We start from the raw sequence: 21,353 nt of genomic DNA, 5'->3' as shown, positions 1-21,353 counted from the left end.
CTTGTTAAGAAACTTTTTTCAGTTTCTTACCCGCTCGTTTCTCGATGTTAGCGGCTCCTTTTTCGTCGTCATTTGCACGCAGAAACTCAGCATAGTTTGATGATACGGTGGCGTAATCCATCGGGGCTTCGGAAAGTTGTTTTTCGTAAATACTGAGCGCGGTAACGAAGTGCTCTTTGGCCTCCTCTAACTCATCCGTCTCGCAGAGGGAAAGAGCCAGGTTTGCGTGCGATTGAGCCGTCTCAACGTGATCCTCACCAAAGGTTACTCGGCGAGCTTCCAGCGCCATCATTTGCATCTCGCGAGCCTGCTCGTAATAGCCTGCAGCGAGATACAAAGCCCCCACATTGTTACAAATGGCAGCCGTTTCTTCATCATTAGGGCCCAAATGTTCGTGGCAAATTTGGAGAGCCTTGAGATACAGGCTCTCTGCCTCATCGAAGTCTCCGCGCGTTTTGTAAATGTAGGCCAAGTTATTGCATAAATCGGCAACATCTAACAATGCGGGTGGAGTCATGCGTTCAAAGAGGTCTACCCCGCGTTCGTAAAATCGAATCGCCTCTTCCTCGTTGCCATCGCTATCATAAACCACAGCAACACTGGCACTGATGCGTGCTTTTTGCTCGGTGTGATCACCATCAGTTTCACCGAGTAACTCCAAAGCCTCAAGGTAGGCCTGACGGGACTCTTCCAATTTTCCATACTGGCGCAAAAAATCAGCCTGGACCTCGAGAGAGATCGCCAGGGCCTCGCGACTTTCAAGATCCGATCCCAATGCAGCCCGTGCTTTATCCACACCAGCAGTGGCCGAGTGCATGGCCTCGTTCCAGTTCCCTTCTTCGCAGAGCTTTCGCACTCGGGCCTGAAGCATGTTCAGTAAATTCGCTGTACCAGATTCCATAGATTTTTGACGTGGAGGAAGATGCGATGTAACCACAACGCGGGGAAAATAAACACCACAACCCAGCCGCTGACCAGCGAAATACACCCCCTTAGGACATCCGAAATATCGACCTCTCAAGGCCCGCCAAGTCACCCGCCCGTGGCCTGCAGACAAGCCTCGCGTGACCGCGGCAAGCTACCGAACGCCTGCTCAAGTGCCATCGCCGCCCCTGTGCGCCCCTGCCCCACACCCATCAGCCTCGCCAGTTCTTTTTCGTAGTGCAGAACAGCACGCTTATCAGCGCCCTGCTCGCTGAGATAGCCCAGTCCGCGCCGCAGCAGATCAAACAACTCAGGCACCGGGTGATCCAGCTCGACCACGTGAGCCAGTAGTTCGCCGAAATAAGAGGCCACCACGGTGTCGGCATAACGTTTCCGCAACCCCTCACGGTAATCCGTGACCGACAGCTCCCGCAGCGTGTGCAGCTCCCCCTTGCGACTACGCACCCAGTTGAGATCGGCCTCGAAGAATAAATCGACTTTTCCAGCGAAGGCACTTTTCGGTCGGCGCGCCCCCTTGGCCACCGTTTTGATCAGGCCGTGTTGTTCGGTGCACCAGTGCACGATCAGGCTGCTCTCGGTCAGTTTGGTCAGGCGGATGATGATGCCGGTGGTGTTTTCCATAGCTGGTGCTGACGTCAATGAACCACGAATCCCCGTGCGCGTGAAGAGCCGTGTGGCAATCACGCAGGATTTCTTGCGATTCAGCATTTCAATCTGCCGGATTCCCGCTATCACTCGGCGCGTATGAGTGAACACAATATCGCTGACCTCCTGGCGCTGGACACCGGGGCTTTGAAAAGCCGCCTGTCCGAACTCAGGAGGTATCTTTGACGTCGAATCCCTGCAGAGCCAACTCGCGGATTTCGACAAGACCATGACCCAGTCGAACTTCTGGGACGATCCTGAAAAAGCCCAGTCAACGGTCGGCCAGGCCAACTTACTCAAAGGCCGCCTCCATCCCTTCCTCGACCTCGAAGAACGCGCCGGCAACCTCGACGAGGTGATTGAACTGGCGAAGGAAACCGACGACATGGAATTCGCCCGCGAGGCGAACAACGACTATCACGCCATCATCAAGGAGCTGGAGAAGTTCGAGCTACTCACCCTGCTCGATAAACCCACCGACTCCGCCAACGCCTATCTCAACATCCAGGCGGGAGCGGGTGGCACCGAAGCCTGCGACTGGGCGGAAATGCTGCTGCGCATGTACACCCGCTGGGCAGAATCCAAGGGGTTCACCGTAACCAGCGTCGATTACCAAGACGGCGATGGCGCAGGCTGCCGGGCTGCCTCGTTGAAAATCGACGGCCCACACGCTTACGGCTACCTCAAGAACGAACGAGGCGTGCATCGCTTGGTGCGCATTTCCCCCTTCGATGCCGCCGGAAAACGCCACACATCCTTCTGCGCCATCGATGTCACCCCGGAGATTTCCAACGACATCGTCATCGACATCCCCGACTCCGATGTGGAGATCAACACCGCCCGTTCGGGAGGCGCTGGAGGTCAGAATGTCAACAAGGTGGAAACCGCCGTGATCTTAAAACACAAACCCACCGGCATCGTCATTCGCTCCACCCAGGAACGCTCCCAGCTGCGCAACCGCGAAAATGCCTGGGCGCTACTGCGTGCAAAACTCTACCAGATCGAGGAAGACAAACAGCGCGCCGAAGCCGATCGCGAATACTCCGCCAAGGGAGAAATCGGCTGGGGCAGCCAGATCCGCTCCTATGTTTTCCAACCCTACCAAATGGTCAAAGACTTGCGCACCGGTCAGGAAACAGGCAACATCTCCGCCGTCATGGACGGTGAGCTCGACGCCTTCATCGAGGCCATGCTGAAGGGGAAAACCCGCGGCTCTTAACCCATCCCATTTCCATCTCATCCATTCCCACCGAAAAACGATGCACCACCGCACTGGTATCATTCTGTTAGTATCCGGACCGTCAGGCTCGGGCAAAACCACCCTCTGCCGCCGTCTTGCCGACGAAGGTGAAGCGGTCTACTCCACCTCCTGCACCACCCGCCCCGCCCGCGAGGGTGAAGTCGATGGCCACGATTACCACTTCCTCAGTCGCGAAGACTTCGAAAAGCGCATCGCCGCCGATCAGTTCATCGAGCACGCGGAAGTGCACGGCAATCTCTACGGCACCTTGAAGTCCGAGGTCATCGATCACGTCACCGCCGGCACCGATGTGGTGATGGACATCGATGTCCAGGGCGCCGACCTCGTCCGCGCCTGCCCGGAGGCCAACATCCGCAATGCCCTGGTCGAGCTCTTTGTGATGCCACCCAGCGAGGAAGAACTTCGCGCCCGCCTGACGGGCCGGGGAACCGATGCCGCCGATGTCATCGAGCTCCGCATGACCAATGCCATCGAGGAAATGAGCCACTGGCCGAAATACACCTACCGCCTGATTTCCCGCACCAGAGAAGAAGATTACTCCCGCTTCAAGGCCTTACTCGAAGCCGAACGTCTGCGTATTTCCCGTCTCACCCCAGAAGCTTAAATCATGACCATCATCCTCGGCATCACCGGATCCATCGCCGCCTACAAGGCTGCGGGAATCGCCTCGCAGCTCGTTAAAAATGGCCACGAGGTTCACGTGGTGATGACCCAGGCGGCCACCGAATTCATCACCCCGCTGACGCTGCAGGTAATCTCTCGGAACCCGGTTCTGGTTTCCTTGGAGGATGAAAAGCAGGCGTGGAAACCTGGCCACATCGACCTCGCCGATCGAGCCGATCTGCTCTTGGTCGCCCCCTGCAGTGCCGACACCTTGGGCAACTTTGCCAACGGCCTGGCACCCGATCCACTCTCCAGCATCTACCTCGCTACCCGCGCGAAAGTGCTGATCGCTCCGGCGATGAATGGCAAGATGTGGCAGCACCCGGCGACGCAGCGCAATGTCCAGCAGCTGGTCACCGACGGCTGTGAATTCATCGGCCCCGAGGACGAAGGAATGCTCGCCTGCGGCTACTCCGGCCCGGGTCGCCTAATGACCGAATCCGCCATCATCGCCAAGGCGGAGGAACTGGGATAACACGCACGTCATGACCATTCTCATCACCGCCGGCCCCACACGCGAGGCCATCGATCCCGTCCGTTTCCTGACCAACAGATCGTCTGGAAAAATGGGTTACGCCATCGCCGATGCCGCGGCGGAGGCAGGACACCGGGTCATCCTCATCTCCGGCCCCACTCAGATCGACGTGCCGCATCGGGTTGATTACATCCCCGTGGAGAGCACGCAGGAAATGTTTGAGGCTGTTCAGCATTGGATCAAGAAAGCGGATGTCGCTATTTTTGCCGCGGCTGTGGCCGACTACCGACCTGCCGCTGTGCCCGATCAGAAAATCAAGAAAACCGGCGACACCATGACCCTCGAGCTGGTGCGCAACCCAGACATTTTGGGATCGGCCCGGAAAGAATTTGGTTTCCACGGCGCACTGATCGGCTTTGCCGCAGAGACGGAGAACTTGGAAGACAATGCGCGCGGCAAATTACAACGCAAAGGCTGTGACCTGGTGATCGCCAATGATGTGGCGCGCCAGGACATTGGTTTTGATTCCAATGACAACGAAATCCTGCTCGTCTACCCGGAGCACACCGAGCCGCTTGAGAAGCACTCGAAAGAGCACTTGGGACAGATCATTCTGGAAAAGTCCATGGCCCTCGCGCCGCACGACTAATCGCGCTGGCTCAAGTGGATGAGTTCACTCATCCGTCGGCATTCCACCTGCAGAGCTTCTGGCATGTCAGCCAGTTCCCACGGCAAACGATAGCGCCAATTTTCACCACCCACCGTGCCTGGAATATTGATCCGCTTGCAGCTATTAATGAGGTCCGTGATCATGATCGCGGCGTAGTTGGAGCGGCTTTGGAACAAGCTCTCGAATAGCGCCCACTTGATCACAGGGTCATAGTGCCCATAAACCTTGGCATCCTTGCCTTTCGGCAAACCGGCGAAGTCGCTGAGCAGGGTCAAACCTTCCAGCGCCCCCTTACGATCCGGACCATCCAGCATCCCCACCAAAGTATTCCACAAGGCGGGAATGGATTCGTGATCATGAGTCGCGTATGTGGCGAAAGAACATTCTGGATACTCACTGCCCGGCACAGCCTTCCCTTTGGCAGCCTCTTCCCAGTGGCAAATTTTAAAGCCGGCAATGCCTAGCTTGGCCAAATGAGGGCGAACATAATCCGGCACACAGCCGAGATCTTCCCCCACCACTTCGCTATCGCCAGCTGCCTCTAACACCATCTTCAAGTATTCATCCCCAGCTGCGAGGTTACTCTTTTTGTGCGCCACCGTGTCATCCGGAAAGGGGTGAAATTTCGGCAGTCTCCCTCCGGTGAGTTTTTTCGCCTTGGGCTTACTCAAGCCCAAGAACTCGGCATTGCGGTTCGGGCGCCAGGGGAAACTGAAAATCCGGTAAAAGCCGAGAATGTGATCGATGCGAAAAATGTGAAACACATCGGTGAGTTTCTCAATCCGGCGGCGCCACCATGAGAAGTTATCTTTTCTCAGCGCCTTCCAGTTGTAGATCGGCACACCCCAGTTCTGCCCCCACTGGCAGGCAAAGGCATCTTCTTTGAACACCTTTTCAGGCGGCGAGCCACCGGAGAGGCTAAGATCAAACCACTGTGGCTCAAAAAACACATCCGCACTGGAATAGGAAATCCCGATGGGAATGTCCCCCATCAGCTTCACATCACGCTCTGCCGCATACTCTCGTAGCTCACGCCACTGACTAAATGCATGCCATTGCACCCAAGCGTAAAAACGCATCCCCTGCTCAGCACCTGCTTGCTGTGCCAGCCAGCGTTCCGCTTTTTCCGCGCTGTTATAGGCCTCGGGCCAGAGGTCCCACTCCTCGGTGCCGGCCTGCTCCATCAACCAACGGTATTTGGTATACGGCACCAGCCAATCTTGCTCCGCCTGACAGAAAGCATCGAACTCGGGGTCCTGTTTTTCGGTGGCTTGATAGATTTGGTAACCACGCTTGAGCAGTCGCCACTTGGCGGCACCGGTCGGGGGATAATCGACCAATGCCGATTCCTGAAAAGCTCTCGATTCTGACTCAATGACGGCGGAATCAATCTCTGGGATCAACTCCATGGCGATGAGCACCGGATCAAGGGCCACCGAGCTGATGGCATTGTATGGGCTGCTGTCAGCTCCCGTTTCATTGATAGGTAGGAGCTGTAAAAAGCCAACGTGGTGAGCGGCAGCCCAATCGACCGCCTGACGCAGTGCCAGAGTATCCCCGATCCCCAAATCGTGGTCCCTTCGGAGAGAAAACACAGGCAACAACAGTCCAAGTCGACGGAGTCGCTTCATCGCGGAATCTGGCATACCACGATAAGACGCAGCGCAGCAGCGGATGGCAATCACAAAGGCTGTCTCGATTTACCTCTTGATCTGCATCAATCGTGATATCATGCTTAAGCTGTTATGAAAACAACGCCCCTCAAAATCACCCCAAGTCAACTCGCAGCCATGGGCCTCCCCGCCCTCGCCATTGGCCTTTCCCTTATCTGCGCCTCCTGTGGCGCTCCGGACCCCACTGTGCAAAAGGAAATGGACCAAGACATCATGTCGGCAGCCGAGAAAAAAGGACCCGGCTCAACAGTCGGACCAAAATACATGCAGAGCAGCCAAGGTTACGGCCTGGGCGGCTATTAACAAACCCGCAGCCACTGCACAAAAAAACCAGAGCCGGAAACGACTCTGGTTTTTTGCTTTGGTAAATTAGTTCGCTGCTATCAGTTAGAAATCGTAACGAGCCGTCAGGCTGAGCGAGTGGAAACGTGACTTGTAGTCGCCGTTGACAGCAGGATCGAGCGCAGAGTCGACCTCACGATCGGAGAAGGCATACTGATAGGCAGCATCCCACGACCAGCTCTCGCCCTTGTAGCCGATACCGCAGGTCAGCCAGTGACGGTCGGCATCGCCAACACCCGGGTTGTAGTATTCGTCTGGCTGGGCACTTTCGATGTAGTTGTAACCAATACGCCCAAGGTAACCATTGCCAAAGTCATACTCGGCACCGATGGAATAGATGAAGGAATCTTCCCACTCGAAGGGGATGGCGAGGTCACCGGAGTCTTGCTCCAGGGTCAGTGTGCCAAGTTCATCCCAGTCCACCCACTCGACATTGACTTCGAAGTTCCAACACTGATTGGGTCGATAGGAATAGCCCACCGCAAAAGTGGCCGGAGTAGTGAGATCCAGCTCGGCATTCTCGGCTGGGGCATAGGGAGCGGCCTCGGACTCACCTTCGAAGGTGAAGTCGGTCTTGCTGCGATAGACAGCACCGAACGAGTGTTTCTCATGCGGCTGCCAGAGCACACTGAGCGTCCACGACAGACCTTGATCATCGCCATTGAAACCAAATTCATCACCGGGTGCGAAAATGCCACGGCGCAGGTCCATATCAGCATGGTGAATCCCGATACCGCCCCCCACGGACAGGGTGTCGGTGACTTCATAGCCTGCCACCGCCCAGAAGGTGGCGTATTTCAGCTCCGATGTGGTCGCGGTGCTTCTGAAGCTGGTGTTGTCTTCCCACTCGGAAGCCAGACCAAAGGGTGAGTTCAAGCCGAAGCCAAGCACCGCCTTTTCATTGAGTCGGAAAGCTGAGTAAATCTGCGGGGTGAACTGGACCTCACGTTCGAGATCGTATTTGCCACCAGCCACATCGGCCTCGATCCCTAGGGAAATGCTGTAAAATCCTACTTGGACAGAGGATGAATCGATCTGGGTCAGGCCAGCTGCATTGTAATAAACAGCGGCTGCAGTATTGGCCGTGGCAACAAATGCGTTGCCTTTACCAACCGCTTCGGGAGATTGACCAGCCAGGTGAAAACCGTCCGCAAGAATCGCGGCAGGTGACATCAGTGATAACGCTGTAAAAGCAGCGAGGTTTTTTGTGTGCATAAATGTAAGGGATGAATGCCTTAGCCGCCGTAGCGTGCCCAGAAGACGTCATTGCCAGTCAACGCGGCCATGAGCGAATCCCAACCAGCGACACCCGTGTCGGGGTTTCGCGTTGGGTCGAAGGTGACCTTGAAACGAATCATGTCTCTACCTTCTTCCGGCACCACTTCGAAGAAAGCGCCAGCATCAGCCAGGCGGAACAGCGAGGAGGCCAGGGCCAAGCACTCCGTAGATGGTGCGTCCTTGGTCGCAGTTCTCAGAGGTTCCAGATTTCTCGCCAGCAAACGGGACGACAGACGGAACTCAATGCCACCCTGAATTTCAGAGACCAGAAGAATACCCGCATCGCGCATCACCGCTTCCAGAGCCATCAGCAGAGTGCTGATTTCAGCCGCCATGGTTTCAGCTGGTCCAGGCCAGCCAGTGGTTGAAGGTTCACCGCGTAGCCATTCGAAGTAGCCATTGCCACCGACCAATGGGCCCATGACATCGCCCACAGCGACCGTGCGACTGTAATCCAGCTCAAAGCCTTTCAGCTTATCACGGGTCAAACCTTGGTGGATGGAACGGAGATAAGACAGGTGGCGACCATAGAGTTCGCGCCAGTTCAGTGCTTGGTCCAGTGGTGCTTCATCAGAATCCTCAGAGCCACCCACTTCCGCGAGCTGCACGAGGGCAGTCAGGGCCTGACCGACGTGGCGTAAGCCTGGGTGACCAATCACCGCGATCGTGGCGATGGAAAGCACCCGGTCTGAGGATGCCAGCATCTCCACACTGGAGAGCTTCTGTTTTAAAAGTGTGCCGCGTTCCTTTTCCAGAACATAGCGTTCCATGGCCCGGTTCAAGGTCATCTCGAGATCATTGACCTCCCAAGGCTTGGTGACGTAGCGGTAAATGCCGCCTTTGTTGACCGAATCCACAGCGGCATCGACGTCGGCATAGGCCGTGGAAAGAATACGGATACAGGTGGGCTTCATTTCCGCCACTTTTTCAAGCAGCTGGGAGCCTGTCATGTTCGGCATGCGTTGGTCAGTCACCACCACACCGATCCGATCCATATTCTCACGGAAAATTTCCAAGGCTTGGACGCCGTCCTCAGCCACAAGCACCTCAAAATTTTGACCAAAAAGTCTGGCGAAATACTTACGAGTTTTTTCCTCGTCATCGACGAATAAGATCAGGTGCTCTTTATTAGGTGATTCAGTCATATCGGTGCGTCTTCCGCCTTTTATCTGAAAATACACATACTACAAGCTTATTTATATCTAATGTTAGCTAATTATTAACATTTATATTAAATACTGTTTCAAACAGCGCCGAGCTGTAAATTTTCATTCTTAGACGTTTTTGGAACACCTTTGAAGCGGATTGCTATCTCTGTGAACACTCCCACCTCGGACTGCACATCAATCAGCGCTTCATGCTGTCGGATAATGCGGTGACAGATGCTCAAACCGAGCCCCATGCCCTCGCCGACATCGTTCTTGGTGAAAAACGGCTCGAACATTCGCTCAATATCCTCTCTCGAAATACCGCAGCCATTATCTCTGACCTTAACAATGACATGCCCCCCATCGATCGACGGGCCTGCAACCACAGAGATCCGGGGAGCGTCCCCCTCCGGGCCACGCACTTGAATCGCGCGCACTGCATTCTGGAACAAGTTCATGAACAACTGGCAGAGCTGTCCGTCGTGACCGATGACTTCGAGATTGTCGGGTGCGCTGACCTCGAAGTGCACTCCAGAGAGGGTCGCACTGCTTAAGCGGCGAGCACTCTCAATCGTGTTCTTGATCAAAACGCTGGAGCGGCTAACGGCATCCCCCCTGGTGAACGATCTCAGATCACTGACGATTCCGATCACGCGATTTACGCCTTCTTGGGCATCTCCCAGAACTTCAAGGTAGTCCTCTCGATCAACGTCTGAGATCTGCCGTTCAAACGATTTGAGAGCATGCAGAGCCGTCTTGGCATAATTAAGAGGGTTATTGACCTCATGCACGATACCGGCACTCATCCGTCCTAGCGAAGAGAGCTTTTCGGTTTGCACGAGGATCGATCGTTGCTCCTGCAGCTGCTTGTAGGCTTTCTCAAGGTTGACCTTATTTTCGGCGAGCTTCACCTCGAAGGCGCTGCTTGCCAGGAGGTTTTTCACCCTGACACGTAATTCCACGATGGAGAACGGTTTGGCGATGAAATCATTCACCCCCGCCTCGAGAGCCTTCAGTCGAGGCTCTTCACTCGCCTGCGCTGTTACCAGGATTATAGGGATGCGTGCCGTGGCGGCAAAGCTCCGAATCCGGGTGGTCACTTCGATACCATCCATGCCTGGCATCATCAGATCGAGAACAATCAGGTCCAGAGGCTCCGTTTGCACGAGCGTCCACGCTTCGTCTCCGTCGCGGGCCCCCACCACTTCGTAGTCATCCAGCTGGCGAGCGATGAAATGGCGCATGGCATCCTCATCATCAGCCACAAGGACCCGTGGCTTCTGCCCTTCAACCTTAGGTTTCTTAGCGAGCACTTTCAGTGCAGCACCACCATCCGGTAACACCTCGTCCATTGAGGCGGCACCACTGAGACGGGCTTTCTCGTTGAACCGCTCGAGCACATCGCTGGCATTTTGTTTGGGTTCCACCAATACTCCAGCTTCAGGCATCGGTGCAGGGATGCTCACACTGAAGGTTGTTCCTTTTTTCACCTCAGACTGCACGCTAATCTTGCCCTGCATGCTATCCGTCAAACTTTTGACCAAAGCCAAGCCAATTCCGGCTCCACGGTGCCTACGTCTTGCTGACATGTCAGCCTGCCAAAAACGAACAAAAATACTATCGAGTTCCTCGGAAGACATTCCCTCGCCAGTGTCTTCCACAATGAGTTGCAGAACACCATTTGAGGTATGTGCTCCCAATTTGATCGCCCCTCCTGGCTCGGTGAACTTCACCGCATTCACCGCCAAATTCAGGACGATTTTCTCCAAGCGATCACGATCAAGCCAGACCATCTCCTGCTGATCGCAGTGGCTGGTGTAGGAAATCTCGATGCTTTTCAACGCGGCAATCGCCTTAAGATGGTTGCTCAACGTGCTGATGAACTCCTTCACGTTCACAGCCTCCGGACGAGGTGGCGCTTCGTCGCTATCCAGTTTAACCAAATCAAGAATGTCATTGATCAAACGCAGCAGTCTAAGCGCGTTATCCTCGATGGTGTCCAGGTGTTCCAGAAAACCCACATCCTTGGCATATTTCTGATTGGAGCGAAGGTTCTCAGCCGGGCCAAGTATCAGAGTCAATGGCGTTCTCAGTTCATGACTGATGTTGGCGAAAAACCGAGACTTGGTCTCATCCATCGCCTGCAGCTGCTTATAGCTCTGCTCCAACTGGTCTTTGGCATCCTGAACATCCTTCGATAGACAAAACTCGCGAAAACGGCCTTGGTTGAAAAAGTAAGTTCCGGCGCAAGCAATCGCTCCAGTGACAAAGATAAAGTAGCCAGGGACATAAGCCTCACGCCAAGTATTGCCGTAGCTGAAAACCGCCATGCCGTAAAAGACCAGACAGAACAGCATGTTGATCGCACTGTCTGCGGCCGACCACCTAAGCAAGAGCGTGGCGCCCATCAGCACTAGGTTCAACCCCGCATAGTAAGAGGATGCTGCTCCGTCGGCTTGAGCAATCATTAAACTCATGCATGCCAGAGGAACGATCCCCACGATATGAACGATTACTCGAGCCAGAGCATCTGATCTAACCTGGGTAACTCCCATACCGAAAATGATCAACAACGCTGCCGCGAGCACACGGTAGAGCAGAAAGTTAACCAATAGCTCAGGATACACCACCGCATCCAAACAGCCCCCCACCATCATGAAGACGGCACCAAAGATAGCTGCTTGGCGACAATTTTTCCGCCGGGCAAATCGCCGGGACTTACGATACAGTGATCTTAAATCTTTGATGGAATCAGTCATGATACTGATCGCCCATTACAAACTCGTCGGTTTGAAAATTGGATCCATCGCCACCTTGCGTATTTCCAAGAACAGGTTGACGCCGGTTGCATCTCGTTTGAGATCAGTTTGGAGAATGGTTCCGTCGAGCGGGATGAGATCGAGCATCTCCCAATCGTTACGATAAATCAAGTTCCATTCGACAACATATTCCATCCACCCGATACGAGGGTTCGTCGACGCAACATTCGTGGTGATTAGCATTCCGCCGGGGCGGATCAGCTTGGTAAAGAGCTCCACCAAACGCTTGCAGACCTTCTGTGAGAGGTAATCAAAAAGCCCCGCACAGTAGACCATATCATACGATTCCCAGTCCATATCGACGTCCCCTTTGCTCGCTTGCTTGAGTAACTGGTGCACGGAACGTTCGATCATCTTGAAATTGGTGCCACGGCCCATCTCGTATTTCATCTTAGCGAGAAGACCGTGGGTGTAGTCGAGAGTCTCCTTGTTAAAGTCGAGAAGCGTGAAGTCACACTGATCACTAATTTCCTCATTTTTGACAAAGCGTTGAATTTCCTGTGCCGGTCCACAGCCAAGGTTAAGCACCTTGAGTCGACGCCCTTCGCTCACAGCTTTCTGAGCTTCACTCTTGAGGTTTTCAACCAGGTAATCAATCCGGTTCCGGTGCGCTTGCACAGGATCGATGCTGAGGAACGTCCGGTTCAACATTTTGGCAAACAGGGTGCCACCCTCGTAGGGATCCCGAAGCATCATATTCACCATTTCATAATCACCGGCATACCCCAAAGGCTTGCTAAAAGCTCGATATGCAAATGGCGAGCAAAGCATCAGCGGATGCATATGCCGACGAACGTAGAACTTGTGCGCCGGCTGATCCGCCAAGGAAACTTTTCGCGTAGATGCTTCAAAGTCACTCATCAGGGGATTGACCTCCTGCATCATCCGTTCCTCGATTTCAGAAATCACCTGCTTTTCCAGACCATCTTTATCCTCGGTATCGGTAGAGCGAATCCCCAAGTCGATCTGCTCTAGCCAGCGCTTCACTCCGATCATCAAGTTCTGCATATCCGCGACGTTGATTTTAAAATCGGAGGACACCTGGTGTGCCCGGTTCCAATCATCTACAAAATCATCAAACTGCGTCACCAGCGACCCTCCTTCTTGGGACTGCGCCAAGAAATCAACATCCTTCCAACCTCCGGCTAGGGTCACCTCACAAACCAGCAGCACACCAGTATTCACCAAACCGGAAACCACAGCTTGTCCTTCATAGATCAGACGCCCGTTGAGTCTAATCTTGAAATCCTTGAGTACTTCAGAAAGCTGAACAATACTGTAAGGATTGTAGATTTCAAATGACACGGAATATCGGCGTAGCCTCAGAATCGTAGCATTGAGAGTGTAGCCTTGGCTGTTAGAAAATTTGACACTGCTATTGGTGGGAACCGTTGTTGTTGTGGACATTATGTGTATTTAGGAAGGGTGTAAAAAGGTCTTACAAAACCGAGCTGGGCAATAACCTTCACAGCACTTTTGTAAGACTGTTATAAACTGGCATATTTAGAGAAAAATCTACAGGCAAAAGCTACCTAGCAGGAAAAAAATTCGTGCGCAGTTACACTTTCTCGTTTACTATCAAGCCCGCGCAAACAATAATTCCCTCTATAGGAAGAGTTTTACGAAAAATCACCACCATGAGTAGACCCGCCACACCCACACCATTCTTCAGACAAGGAGACCGTGTTGTCGACAAATCTGGAGTCGACCTCCTTCAACTTGCCGAGGAAAAAGGCTTCAATGTGAAAAATGTTGCAGAGGAGCTTGGCTTCACCGTGATTCAGCTGCAGCGCCATGTTGAGGCCGCCATTGGGCTGAAACCCAAGGATCTGTTTTGCAACCACCGCGCTTTGCTCGCCAAACGCATGATCACCGAAGGGATGGACCTTCACGAAATTGGAGAGAAATTGGGCTATCTCTATTACAGCCATTTTTGCACCGACATCAAAAAGTTCTACGGGATCTCACCGAAGCAGCTGGAAAAGAAACTTCAGCCAGAACTCGGCAAGAAGTAAGCCCCCTCCAGATCTTGCCCCCTTGACGGAGCTCGTGCCATGGCACCTCTTGATTTAATTGGCGTGCTTGGACACCTCACCTGACCCAATGAACAAGCTCCTCTTTTTCACGATCGCGGTCACCCTGATAACCTCAGCCGCTCAGGCTACTACCGAGGAGGCCCAAAATCGGGCCAATCGTATCGCCAAGGCGCTGAAAAAACAAAATATTCAGTTCCGTGAAAAATACTGGCACGGCTTACTGAAATATAAAGGGAGCACCACGATCAAAACCACCCTGAAAGCCGGCACCCAGTATGTGCTCGTGGCCGGAGGTTGTGAAGATGCCCGTGATATTGATATCATCGTTTACGATGAGAACTGGAACGAAGTTGGCCGAGACACCAAAGTGGATGCCGTCCCGGTCGTCCGAGTCAAACCCAAGTGGTCTGGCAACTTCCACATCAAGGTGCAAATGTCCAACAGCACACGCAATGGAGCACACTACGCCCTAATTATCGGCTACAAGTGATCTAAAAAGTCAGCGGTTAAGAATACCCCATCCCCGCCTGCATCATGCGCATGGGGGGATTATTTTGCGATAGCCTCAGCCTTCGCCGATCTTTAGCGATCAATCACCACCACGAGCACTGAGTATCCTAGTGCCACTGCTGTTAAAATGGCCCCCTCCACCCGATTAATCCGCTTACGGGACCACATAAAGGGCATGATCAAAATCGCCAGCCCCAGCATCACCCAGAGATCCATCCACGCGATGTGCTCTGCTTGCAGTGGTTTGACGCTCGCAGTGACGCCCATTACGGCCAAGAGATTGAAAATACAGGAGCCAATCGCATTGCCGGTGATGATATCGCCTTGACGTTTCAGAGCTGCCACCACAGAGGTCGCCAACTCAGGCAATGAGGTCCCAAGAGCGAAAAGCGTCAGTGAGATGATCACTTCCGGCACACCAAATACTCGGGCCACGGACTCGCCGTGATCGACCAACCAGTCGGCACCCACGACCAAAGCGCCAATGCCGACGACAATGAGCATGAGATCGATCAGCAGTCGTCCGCCACCCTGCTTGGCCTTTTCGATTTCCTCTTCGGAGAATTCCTCATACTGGTCGATGTCCTTCTCTCCCCTCGCCATGCGCACGCTCATGAACACGTAGGTCACCACTCCGGCAGCCAGCAGAGCACCTTCCCAGCGCATCAGCACCATGTCTGACATCATCGCGACAAATACCAGAGAGGCCACAATCAGGATCGGCAGCTCTCGGCGAATCAGCTGTGAATGCACCTCGATGGGCCGAATCAATGAGGCGACGCCCAAGATCAGGGCGATGTTGAAAATGTTCGATCCCACAATATTACCGAAGGCAATGTCAGGACTCGCCACTCCGACATCGACAGCAAAACCAAACCACGCCGCCGGCGCTGCTACGACTTCCGGTGAGTTGGCTTTGAGGCAGACCAGCAACTCCGGCATACTGGTGCCGAAGGCGACCACCGTCAGCCCGACCACCAAAGGGGAAATCCCCAAGCGCAGGGCAATCTCCGAGGCACCCTTCACCAGCCACTCGGCTCCGAAGTAGAGAAAAACCAAGCCGCCTGTCAGCCAGAGCAAATGTATTGTCAGATCCACGGGGCAAACCATGTACACGCTTGCCGGATTTAGGAAACGCAAATCTCACCCAGTCTTCAGCCACCAGCCAGTAAGGCGACCGCCACGGCCAGCAGCCCGATGCCAAATGCCAGATCGAACCAATGCGCCAGCCGGAGGTAACCCCGTTTCAGCCGTGGCTGCTGCAGCAGACAGACCCACAAACACCACAGCAGGGCACCCTCAAACACAATCGTGGTCCAGAGGAGCAAGGGCCACCTGAAGCCATCGTGACCGATCAAAAAAGGCGCTGAAACCCCAGCCAAAAACACCGCCACCTTGGGATTCAACAAATTGCATAGCAACCCCCGTTTCCATGCGTGAAGCCTCCCCTGATCACTGCTCTCAGCAGCTTCGCCCACCTGCACCTTTCTGGCCCTGAGACCACTGCGGATCAGCTGATAAGCCAGCCATAGCAAATAGGTAGCGGCCGCCCACTTCATCCCCTTTTCCAGCCAGCCGCCCTGCGCCATGAGCGAGGCCACACCGGCAACGGCGATCAGTGCATGCACGCCCAAGCCGGTGGCAATGCCGAGCGCTGTCCAACAGCCTGCACTCCGTCCCTGCGCCAAGGCCGTCCGCGTCAGCAAGAGCATGTCCGGGCCAGGACTGAACTGACCAACCGCCATCAGGGCGACAAAGACCAACCACTCCCCCATCACGCCTGCCAATTAATAATCTTTGCGGACAAAAAAGAACCCCGCAATCGAGAGGATCACCAGCTCGAAGGCCAGTGAGGTGCCAACCACGAAGAATTCCGAGTGCCGATTGTCATAATCTTCCTCCGCCATGTGTTGGTTTCGTTCCACATCATCCACCGGCTGAATGAATGCTCCGGCTTGTGTCAGGTTGCGGCCATCAATCTTGATTTTCTTTTTCAGCAAATACGTCGCCTCACGCGTTTTGGGCAATGGAGTCTCCACCATTTTCAGCAGACCGTGGAACTTGGCTAAATCCGAATCCACAGCCTGTGGCTCATCGGAGATTTGAGTCTGGCCGGTTCCCATGTCCAAGGTCAGTCCGGACGCCGGCGCTGTATATGCCAAACGGTAGATAAAGCCCTCGGCCACCTGAATACCCCAGCTCACACCCCAGACCAAGAAGGCCATCAGCAGCGAGAGCAGCGTCGATTTCGTCCACACCGCCGTCAGCACTGCGACACAGTAGATCAAGCTGAACACAAACACCATCAACGGCACAGCCCAGAAGATTCCAAAGTTCCAGGATTCCATCCGCAGGCCAAAGGCGACAAAGACGATCAGCGAGAACACGAAGACCTGAATGGCAACAAACAACAAGCTACTCAGGTATTTGCTGACGAACAAGGTGACCCGGCTAATGGGCTTGGACACCGCGATATCGATCGATCCACCTTCCAAGAAGTTGGGAAAAACCGGACACACGGAGAGCAGAGCCAGCACGATGGCGAACAGACCCAGCCAGAACGGCACCAGCACATCGGTAAACATCGTGAGGTAGATGTATTTCGCCAAGGGACCGGTCGTATTGAGGATGCCACTTTCCAAGGTGTAAGCCCCAAAGAAAACCGACATGCCTTCCTCATGAAAACTGATCGAGGCATAGATCAAGCCAATCAGCACCGAAAGGCCCAGCGCCACCCAGAAGAGCTTCTTCGCGGTGAGCAGTCGGTAAGAATCCCAGAAAATGGTTAAAATTTGTCGCATTACACTTTCTCCTTTCGAGGAAGTTTAGGTGGCATGGCCGCACCCGGTCCATGACTTCCCACCGTTTCCATAAACAAATCTTCCAATGACTGGCGCGCCTCGGTCATGGTAACAATGGTCACACCCGCAGCGCGAAGGGCATCGATCACCGGTTGAACTTTCTCGGCGTCCTGCTGATACATCGTCAGGGTCTCACCTTCGATTTCCACACCGTGTTGGAGCAAACTCCCGCTGAGTTCACCGCCGATCTTGCCTCGCACTGAGATCTCGTAGCGGCGCGATTTCTCCGTTAGGTCAGCGATACTGCCCTGACGGACGATCTGCCCCTGGTCCATAATAGCCACGGTGTCGCAAATCATTTCCAGCTCACCTAACAAGTGACTGTTGATAAAAACGGTGCGGCCCTGGTCTTTCATGGTTTTCAACACCGAGCGCATTTCCATCCGGCCTTTGGGATCGACCCCATCAGTGGGCTCATCGAGGAATACAATTTCCGGATCGTTGACCAGCGCCTGGGCCAGGCCGATACGCTGTTTCATGCCCTTCGAATAACTGCCCATCCTACGATTGGCCCAATCTTGCATCCCCACCATTTCCAGCAGTTCCTGGCTGCGCGAATGGGTCAATGATTTTGGCACGCCGCCCAGCCCGGCAACATAGCGAATCACCTCTCCGCCTTTGAGATAATCAGGGAAGCGAGCGTGCTCTGGAAGGTAACCGACACGTGCCAAGGTTGGTTTGTGACCGATCTTGTGACCTAGCATCTGCCCCCTGCATTGGCTCGGGCGCACAATGCTGAGCAAGATCTTCACCATCGTGGACTTGCCAGCCCCATTAGGCCCTAACAAGCCAAAAATTCCACCCTTGGGAACAGCCAGTGAGACGCCTCGCAGGGCTTCAACTCCGCCTCGGTAGCGCTTTCGCATTTCCGAGATATCAATAACAGATTCAGACACGGGCACGATAGAACACCAACCACTGAAAACAGCAAGGAAGGAAGTCCTCGCCAGCCAACTTCCGCTACCTCCGCCGTGACTTGCGGGCACTGAAGGGCTCGCCGCAGTAGGGGCAGCGGTAATGACCTTTGAACACCACACCACTGGCCACACCAAGACGATAACTCACCCCCAGAGCCGGCTTGGCTTTTTTATGCTTCTGGCATTTCTGCCCCGACCAGAGCGGCACGGAACACAGAGCACAACGAAGCACTAAGCGCCGGGCGAAAAAAACCGCCATCGAGAGGAACCACAGCCCCAAAAGACTGGCAGCCCAGATCATGCTCGTGCGGTCGTCACGATAAAATCCATAACTCAAAAGCACCACCACGGCAGAGCCAAGCGAGACATTAAAAAGAAAGTGACACGCACTCGCGGTGAGTGTGCGGACTTCCTTGGCTGACCTTTGTAAATGCATGATGGTAACTAAGATGGGCTGAACTTGGAATAAGCCACATAAAAACACTTTTGCGCGAATGCTCTACCTCTCCAGCAATAGCGCAGCCACCATTAAGCGGATAAAGCTCTTTTGGGCGCAATCATAAATAGCCTCCACCCCCTGAGTGTGGGGGGACATCGTTTTATCAAACTTGACATTTAAGTTAATACATCTTAATCAATTGGCTTTTATTAGGTGTCTTTCATACACGCCCCATCCCCCCCTACCAAAATGAAATCGATAGCTAAACTAGCAGCTTATGCTGTTCTGGTGCCCAGCTTAGTCAGCGGCCAAGTGATCTTTAATTTCGTCTATGAGGACGTCGAAAACAATTCAGGAATCGGGTTTGACAACTCTGCCAGTGGAGCGGAGCGCCGGCAGGCACTGCAAGATGTCGGTAACTACATCGGAGGTCTACTGGATCACAATGCGACTATTACATACACCATCAAGGCATCTCAAACTGATGGCAACGGATCTTTAGCCAGCGCAGGTAGCTCCTATGGATTACTGAAAGGAACAAACACCATACGCGGCAGCAACATGGCCCTTGCTATCCAAGGTCTTTCCAGCAACACAACGCGAGGCTACATGACCGTTGATTTCGGTTTTGCGTGGAATTTCTCAGAAGCCGCAGCCAGTGATTTTGAATACGATTTTCGTTCGGTCGCTCTACACGAGATGACTCACTCACTAGGCATGACCAGCCTGATTGATGAAGTGACTGGAGAAGGCTCTAATGTGGTCTCTGGAGGCAATTATTACGGTCAAACCTATTCCACCTACGATTCTTTCCTGGTCGATGGGGAGGGCAATCCGCTGATCATGGATTCAGCTGAGTTCGACACAGCGCGCTTCACTGATGGTGCGGACTCCGATGATGTCTTAGATATATTTACCTCAGAAAATTTATTTTTTAACGGCCCCAATGCTGTGGCTGTCTATGGAGCACCGGTTCCTCTTTTTTCCCCAGGCACCTACTTAGGAGGTAGCAGCACGAGCCATGTCGATAGCGATGACCCTACCCTGGATGAAGATCCTATGGTGCACCATATTGGATTTGGTGAGTCCAAACGCGAATACACAGCGCTCGATTTAGCAATTATTGAAGACCTCGGATATTCGTTGGTCGCCGTTCCTGAGCCTGCATCAAGCGGACTATTGACCCTTGGTTTGGCCGTTTTCTTCTGTGGCCGGCGCCGCGATTAAGTTAGTCCCTTCCGAGCCTTACTCTTGTAGGCTGGTTACCTCGCTCTGGATTTTCCCATGGCTAACTTGGGTGACCAGAACATCACCAGCTTGCACCGCGCCAGCGTCCTTCACTGGTTTCCCATCTTGGTCGAGAGTGATGGAAAACCCCCGCGCGAAGGTAGCTTCGGGACCAAGAGTCCGAATCAGGGAAGCTAAGTTCTGAAAGCGTTCAGTGGCGGATTGAAGTGCAGCCTTTCCGGCTTTTTCCCAAATAATCCGAGCCTGATCAAGCTTCTCACCGCGCCGTTCCAAGACCCGAGCCGGATGGTGCGCCGCATGATGCACTTCCATTTCTCTAAGCTTGGACTTTTTATCATCCAACGCTCCTTGAGCTGCATCACGCAGCTCTTGCCGAATCCGATCGAGCTCTAAAATGGGGTCGCGCAGCGCCCGTTCCGCATCGCGCGGCATCAGTGCACGACGCGCCGAGTTGAGGATGGAGCTATCATGTTTCAGGCGGTTTTCCATCGCCCGCTGCACCGCACTGGCCGATTGGCGAACGCGCGCTTTCAGCTCCACAGCATCCGGCACCACCAGCTCGGCAGCCGCGCTCGGCGTCGGAGCCCGCATATCGGCGGCAAAATCGGAGATGGTAAAATCGATCTCGTGCCCCACGGCGGAAACCACCGGGATGGGGCAGGCATGAATGGCGCGTGCAACCACCTCCTCGTTGAAGTTCCATAAATCTTCGAGCGATCCCCCACCGCGGCCGACGATGATCACATCCACGCGCGGCAAGCCGTGTTGTTCGGGATCACCGAGCTGCTCGATGGCGGCGGCGATGGTCCGCTCGCCCCCCTTGCCTTGCACAGTCACCGGGTAAAGGACCGGCTGCACCCAGGGTGCACGGCGGGTTAAAATATTCAGCATGTCCTGCAGCGCAGCCCCCGTGGGCGACGTGACCAGACCAATGGTTTGGGGAAATTTCGGCAGCGCTTTCTTCCGGGTGGTATCGAAGAGTCCCTCGGCATTCAGCTTGCGTTTCAGTGCCTCGAAACGGGCCTGCAGATCGCCCATGCCAGCATCCTCCAGTTGCTTGACCACCAGCTGCACCTGACCGCGAGCCTCATACACAGAGATCTCACCAAATAAGCGAGCCTGCATGCCGTCTTCGGGTCGGGACTTTGCCCGGCTGGCGGTCCCACGGAATAAGACGCAGGAAATTTGAGCCCCTTCGTCTTTCAACGTGAAGTAACAATGACCGCTGGCCTGCCTCCGGAGATTGCTGATTTCCCCCTCCACCCAGATCTCGCCGATCTCGATTTCCAACAGGTTCCGCATCCTCCTCACCAGACGGGTGACGGTCAGTGATTTCTTGTTGTCCAACACAGCCGCATCATCCGTGGATGACTCAATTCTGCAATCCATTTCTCTTGCTTAGCACCCCCACCCCTGCTTCCAT

21 protein-coding genes are annotated in these 21,353 nt (G+C 54.2%); 8 read left to right on the top strand and 13 right to left on the bottom strand.

The genetic code is table 11. The annotated features are described in order from the left end of the window. Positions 1 to 4: 4 nt before the first annotated feature. Positions 5 to 1,021 (bottom strand): tetratricopeptide repeat protein, encoded by a 1,017-nt coding sequence (locus JO972_RS00635; protein WP_309488052.1) that lies wholly within the window; start codon positions 1,019 to 1,021, stop codon positions 5 to 7. A gap of 11 nt (positions 1,022 to 1,032) precedes the next feature. Beyond that, a complete protein-coding gene (gene recO / locus JO972_RS00630) occupies positions 1,033 to 1,566 on the bottom strand; it encodes a DNA repair protein RecO (protein WP_309488051.1) in 534 nt (177 codons plus the stop codon). A gap of 123 nt (positions 1,567 to 1,689) precedes the next feature. On the opposite strand from recO, the gene prfB reads away from it, so the two are divergent. The 4 genes from prfB (at position 1,690) to JO972_RS00610 (ending at position 4,638) form a co-directional block, all read left to right on the top strand. Beyond that, positions 1,690 to 2,809 (top strand): peptide chain release factor 2 gene (prfB, locus tag JO972_RS00625; RefSeq protein ID WP_425498264.1). Its coding sequence is split into 2 segments (ribosomal slippage): positions 1,690 to 1,767 and positions 1,769 to 2,809, totalling 1,119 coding nucleotides; the frame shifts between segments, so codons are not numbered across the junction. Positions 2,810 to 2,849: 40 nt separating this feature from the next. After that, positions 2,850 to 3,455, top strand: a complete 606-nt coding sequence (gmk, locus tag JO972_RS00620) for a guanylate kinase (protein ID WP_309488050.1) — start codon at positions 2,850 to 2,852, stop codon at positions 3,453 to 3,455. 3 nt (positions 3,456 to 3,458) lie between these two features. Continuing rightward, positions 3,459 to 3,989: a flavoprotein gene (locus JO972_RS00615; RefSeq protein ID WP_309488049.1), complete on the top strand. Its 531-nt coding sequence runs from the start codon at positions 3,459 to 3,461 to the stop codon at positions 3,987 to 3,989. A 10-nt stretch (positions 3,990 to 3,999) separates the two neighbouring features. Then, a complete protein-coding gene (locus JO972_RS00610) occupies positions 4,000 to 4,638 on the top strand; it encodes a phosphopantothenoylcysteine decarboxylase (protein ID WP_309488048.1) in 639 nt (212 codons plus the stop codon). On the opposite strand, the gene JO972_RS00605 is transcribed toward JO972_RS00610, so the two are convergent. Beyond that, complete coding sequence (locus JO972_RS00605; RefSeq protein ID WP_309488047.1) at positions 4,635 to 6,305, bottom strand: 4-alpha-glucanotransferase; 1,671 nt, start codon at positions 6,303 to 6,305, stop codon at positions 4,635 to 4,637. The genes JO972_RS00610 and JO972_RS00605 overlap by 4 nt on opposite strands. Positions 6,306 to 6,404: 99 nt before the next feature. Here JO972_RS00605 and JO972_RS00600 point away from each other — a divergent pair, with 99 nt between their 5' ends. Beyond that, on the top strand, positions 6,405 to 6,635 hold the full coding sequence (locus JO972_RS00600) for a hypothetical protein (protein ID WP_309488046.1): 231 nt from the start codon (positions 6,405 to 6,407) through the stop codon (positions 6,633 to 6,635). Between the two features lie 84 nt (positions 6,636 to 6,719). Here JO972_RS00600 and JO972_RS00595 read toward each other — a convergent pair whose 3' ends face one another. The 4 genes from JO972_RS00595 to JO972_RS00580 all read right to left on the bottom strand — a co-directional run bounded on the left by JO972_RS00595 (position 6,720) and on the right by JO972_RS00580 (position 13,224). Further along, positions 6,720 to 7,889 (bottom strand): OmpP1/FadL family transporter, encoded by a 1,170-nt coding sequence (locus JO972_RS00595; RefSeq protein WP_309488045.1) that lies wholly within the window; start codon positions 7,887 to 7,889, stop codon positions 6,720 to 6,722. Positions 7,890 to 7,909: 20 nt separating this feature from the next. Beyond that, positions 7,910 to 9,097, bottom strand: coding sequence for a response regulator (locus JO972_RS00590; protein WP_309488044.1), 1,188 nt, complete (start codon positions 9,095 to 9,097; stop codon positions 7,910 to 7,912). 98 nt (positions 9,098 to 9,195) lie between these two features. Continuing rightward, positions 9,196 to 11,859, bottom strand: coding sequence for an ATP-binding protein (locus JO972_RS00585; RefSeq protein WP_309488043.1), 2,664 nt, complete (start codon positions 11,857 to 11,859; stop codon positions 9,196 to 9,198). A gap of 15 nt (positions 11,860 to 11,874) precedes the next feature. Next, positions 11,875 to 13,224 carry a class I SAM-dependent methyltransferase gene (locus tag JO972_RS00580; RefSeq protein WP_309488042.1) on the bottom strand — a complete coding sequence of 450 codons (1,350 nt, stop codon included), beginning with the start codon at positions 13,222 to 13,224 and terminating at the stop codon, positions 11,875 to 11,877. Positions 13,225 to 13,556: 332 nt separating this feature from the next. Here JO972_RS00580 and JO972_RS00575 point away from each other — a divergent pair, with 332 nt between their 5' ends. Together JO972_RS00575 and JO972_RS00570 are read left to right on the top strand one after the other, a co-directional pair. Continuing rightward, complete coding sequence (locus JO972_RS00575; protein WP_309488041.1) at positions 13,557 to 13,934, top strand: helix-turn-helix domain-containing protein; 378 nt, start codon at positions 13,557 to 13,559, stop codon at positions 13,932 to 13,934. A gap of 88 nt (positions 13,935 to 14,022) precedes the next feature. Continuing rightward, positions 14,023 to 14,445, top strand: a complete 423-nt coding sequence (locus JO972_RS00570; protein WP_309488040.1) for a hypothetical protein — start codon at positions 14,023 to 14,025, stop codon at positions 14,443 to 14,445. Positions 14,446 to 14,537: 92 nt separating this feature from the next. On the opposite strand, the gene JO972_RS00565 is transcribed toward JO972_RS00570, so the two are convergent. The 5 genes from JO972_RS00565 to JO972_RS00545 all read right to left on the bottom strand — a co-directional run bounded on the left by JO972_RS00565 (position 14,538) and on the right by JO972_RS00545 (position 18,679). Continuing rightward, positions 14,538 to 15,563 (bottom strand): calcium/sodium antiporter, encoded by a 1,026-nt coding sequence (locus JO972_RS00565; protein WP_309488039.1) that lies wholly within the window; start codon positions 15,561 to 15,563, stop codon positions 14,538 to 14,540. Between the two features lie 56 nt (positions 15,564 to 15,619). Further along, positions 15,620 to 16,240: a LysE family translocator gene (locus JO972_RS00560; protein ID WP_309488038.1), complete on the bottom strand. Its 621-nt coding sequence runs from the start codon at positions 16,238 to 16,240 to the stop codon at positions 15,620 to 15,622. Between the two features lie 12 nt (positions 16,241 to 16,252). After that, positions 16,253 to 17,266, bottom strand: coding sequence for an ABC transporter permease (locus JO972_RS00555; RefSeq protein WP_309488037.1), 1,014 nt, complete (start codon positions 17,264 to 17,266; stop codon positions 16,253 to 16,255). Beyond that, positions 17,266 to 18,222, bottom strand: a complete 957-nt coding sequence (locus tag JO972_RS00550) for an ABC transporter ATP-binding protein (protein ID WP_309488036.1) — start codon at positions 18,220 to 18,222, stop codon at positions 17,266 to 17,268. Before JO972_RS00550 ends, JO972_RS00555 begins: the two co-directional genes overlap by 1 nt. A gap of 64 nt (positions 18,223 to 18,286) precedes the next feature. Further along, positions 18,287 to 18,679 (bottom strand): hypothetical protein, encoded by a 393-nt coding sequence (locus JO972_RS00545; RefSeq protein ID WP_309488035.1) that lies wholly within the window; start codon positions 18,677 to 18,679, stop codon positions 18,287 to 18,289. A gap of 252 nt (positions 18,680 to 18,931) precedes the next feature. Here JO972_RS00545 and JO972_RS00540 point away from each other — a divergent pair, with 252 nt between their 5' ends. After that, the gene (locus tag JO972_RS00540) at positions 18,932 to 19,909 is read left to right on the top strand and encodes a PEP-CTERM sorting domain-containing protein (RefSeq protein WP_309488034.1); all 978 of its coding nucleotides are present in this window, start codon (positions 18,932 to 18,934) and stop codon (positions 19,907 to 19,909) included. Positions 19,910 to 19,927: 18 nt separating this feature from the next. On the opposite strand, the gene xseA is transcribed toward JO972_RS00540, so the two are convergent. Further along, the gene (gene xseA / locus JO972_RS00535) at positions 19,928 to 21,319 is read right to left on the bottom strand and encodes an exodeoxyribonuclease VII large subunit (RefSeq protein WP_309488033.1); all 1,392 of its coding nucleotides are present in this window, start codon (positions 21,317 to 21,319) and stop codon (positions 19,928 to 19,930) included. Between the last annotated feature and the right edge of the window lie 34 nt (positions 21,320 to 21,353).

Source organism: Oceaniferula flava, from assembly GCF_016811075.1.
GTDB classification, from domain to species: domain Bacteria; phylum Verrucomicrobiota; class Verrucomicrobiia; order Verrucomicrobiales; family Akkermansiaceae; genus Oceaniferula; species Oceaniferula flava.
This window is presented reverse-complemented; position numbering and strand designations above follow the sequence as displayed.

Excerpts from the sequence above, each read along its gene's own strand:
- recO (WP_309488051.1), bottom strand. The coding sequence starts at position 1,566 with ATGGAAAACACCACCGGCATCATCATCCGCCTGACCAAACTGACCGAG.
- gmk (WP_309488050.1), top strand. The coding sequence starts at position 2,850 with ATGCACCACCGCACTGGTATCATTCTGTTAGTATCCGGACCGTCAGGC.
- JO972_RS00615 (WP_309488049.1), top strand. The coding sequence starts at position 3,459 with ATGACCATCATCCTCGGCATCACCGGATCCATCGCCGCCTACAAGGCT.
- JO972_RS00610 (WP_309488048.1), top strand. The coding sequence starts at position 4,000 with ATGACCATTCTCATCACCGCCGGCCCCACACGCGAGGCCATCGATCCC.
- JO972_RS00605 (WP_309488047.1), bottom strand. The coding sequence starts at position 6,305 with ATGCCAGATTCCGCGATGAAGCGACTCCGTCGACTTGGACTGTTGTTG.
- JO972_RS00600 (WP_309488046.1), top strand. The coding sequence starts at position 6,405 with ATGAAAACAACGCCCCTCAAAATCACCCCAAGTCAACTCGCAGCCATG.
- JO972_RS00595 (WP_309488045.1), bottom strand. The coding sequence starts at position 7,889 with ATGCACACAAAAAACCTCGCTGCTTTTACAGCGTTATCACTGATGTCA.
- JO972_RS00590 (WP_309488044.1), bottom strand. The coding sequence starts at position 9,097 with ATGACTGAATCACCTAATAAAGAGCACCTGATCTTATTCGTCGATGAC.
- JO972_RS00585 (WP_309488043.1), bottom strand. The coding sequence starts at position 11,859 with ATGACTGATTCCATCAAAGATTTAAGATCACTGTATCGTAAGTCCCGG.
- JO972_RS00575 (WP_309488041.1), top strand. The coding sequence starts at position 13,557 with ATGAGTAGACCCGCCACACCCACACCATTCTTCAGACAAGGAGACCGT.
- JO972_RS00570 (WP_309488040.1), top strand. The coding sequence starts at position 14,023 with ATGAACAAGCTCCTCTTTTTCACGATCGCGGTCACCCTGATAACCTCA.
- JO972_RS00560 (WP_309488038.1), bottom strand. The coding sequence starts at position 16,240 with ATGGGGGAGTGGTTGGTCTTTGTCGCCCTGATGGCGGTTGGTCAGTTC.
- JO972_RS00555 (WP_309488037.1), bottom strand. The coding sequence starts at position 17,266 with ATGCGACAAATTTTAACCATTTTCTGGGATTCTTACCGACTGCTCACC.
- JO972_RS00545 (WP_309488035.1), bottom strand. The coding sequence starts at position 18,679 with ATGCATTTACAAAGGTCAGCCAAGGAAGTCCGCACACTCACCGCGAGT.
- JO972_RS00540 (WP_309488034.1), top strand. The coding sequence starts at position 18,932 with ATGAAATCGATAGCTAAACTAGCAGCTTATGCTGTTCTGGTGCCCAGC.
- xseA (WP_309488033.1), bottom strand. The coding sequence starts at position 21,319 with ATGGATTGCAGAATTGAGTCATCCACGGATGATGCGGCTGTGTTGGAC.